2 protein-coding genes are annotated in these 1,037 nt (G+C 57.2%); both read left to right on the top strand.

All coding sequences use genetic code 11. The features are described 5' to 3' along the window. Positions 1-298: 298 nt before the first annotated feature. Positions 299-853, top strand: coding sequence for a cytochrome c oxidase subunit 3 (locus DEM26_RS20155; RefSeq protein ID WP_109173306.1), 555 nt, complete (start codon positions 299-301; stop codon positions 851-853). Next, the coding region (locus DEM26_RS20780; RefSeq protein ID WP_233243258.1) for a hypothetical protein at positions 850-1,037 on the top strand (188 nt) is incomplete at its 3' end. The genes DEM26_RS20155 and DEM26_RS20780, both read left to right, overlap by 4 nt.

Here is a 1,037-nt window from a genome sequence, read left to right as displayed (position 1 = left end):
GCGCGCATCGAAGAGGCCAAGGGCCCGAAGTGTTTCTGTGTGTTCCATGCCCTCTTATCAGGCAGACAGAAGCGGGCTTCTTTGCTGTGGCTCAAACTAAACGCGCGACGACGCAGCCGGTGACCGCACAGGTCCCCTCGTTCGACCGTGAAAGTGACAGAAGGGCATCGAGTCATCTTGTGTGCGGTAATTGGTATTTACAATGCGCATTCAAATAGTGCAGTGAGAGATTATGGCGGCGAAGGTTGAAGCCAATTGAGTTGTGACGGGCCGAAGGCTCTTGCAAAGGTCTTGCTGAATGACGGATCAAACCCAAACTGCATTGGACGATTTGCCCGGCGATCTTTTGATGTGGGTTCTCATTATCAGCGAATTGTTGGTTTTCGGGGCCGGGTTAATCGTTTTCTTGTCGGTGCGGATCACGGATCCGACGGGCTTTGCCGAAGCGCAGAATGCGCTGGACCGGACTGCCGCTGCGACCAACACGATTATCTTGCTGACGAGCGGCTTTTTCGCCGCCCTGGCGTTGAATCTGAGGCAATCGCGCAGGCGTGGCGGCGCACGCGTTTCTCTTGTGTGTGCCGCTTTGCTCGGCGCGGCATTTCTCTGGATCAAGGGCGCCGAATTCGCGTCCAAGGCCGCGCAAGGCATTGTCTGGGACACGCATCCTTTCTTCAATTTCTACTTCCTGCTGACCGGATTTCACGCCGCGCATGTCGCAGCCGGCGTCATCCTGTTGCTGCTGGTGGCGTGGCGCGATCATGTGGGAAATATCGAGGATGCGACCGCGTTCTGGCACATGGTCGATCTGATCTGGGTGCTGCTCTTTCCAGTGGTCTATCTCCTGCAATGACACGCCGGTCCCTCTATATCGCGCTTGGCACGCTTGTTCTCCTCACCCTTGGCTCGTCCTTGCTTTCATTCTCGGGGGTCTGGGCCAAGTGGCCAGTGGCGGCAGCGGTGGTCGTGATGGCACTTGCCTGGCAAAAGGCGCGGATCATCCTCGGAAAATATCTGGGATTGGTGCAGGCGCCCGC

This window comes from Thioclava sp. NG1 (genome assembly GCF_003122275.1).
Taxonomy (GTDB): Bacteria; Pseudomonadota; Alphaproteobacteria; order Rhodobacterales; family Rhodobacteraceae; genus Thioclava; species Thioclava nitratireducens.
Note: the sequence above shows the minus strand (reverse complement) of the source record. Positions and strands in the feature narration are given on the sequence as shown.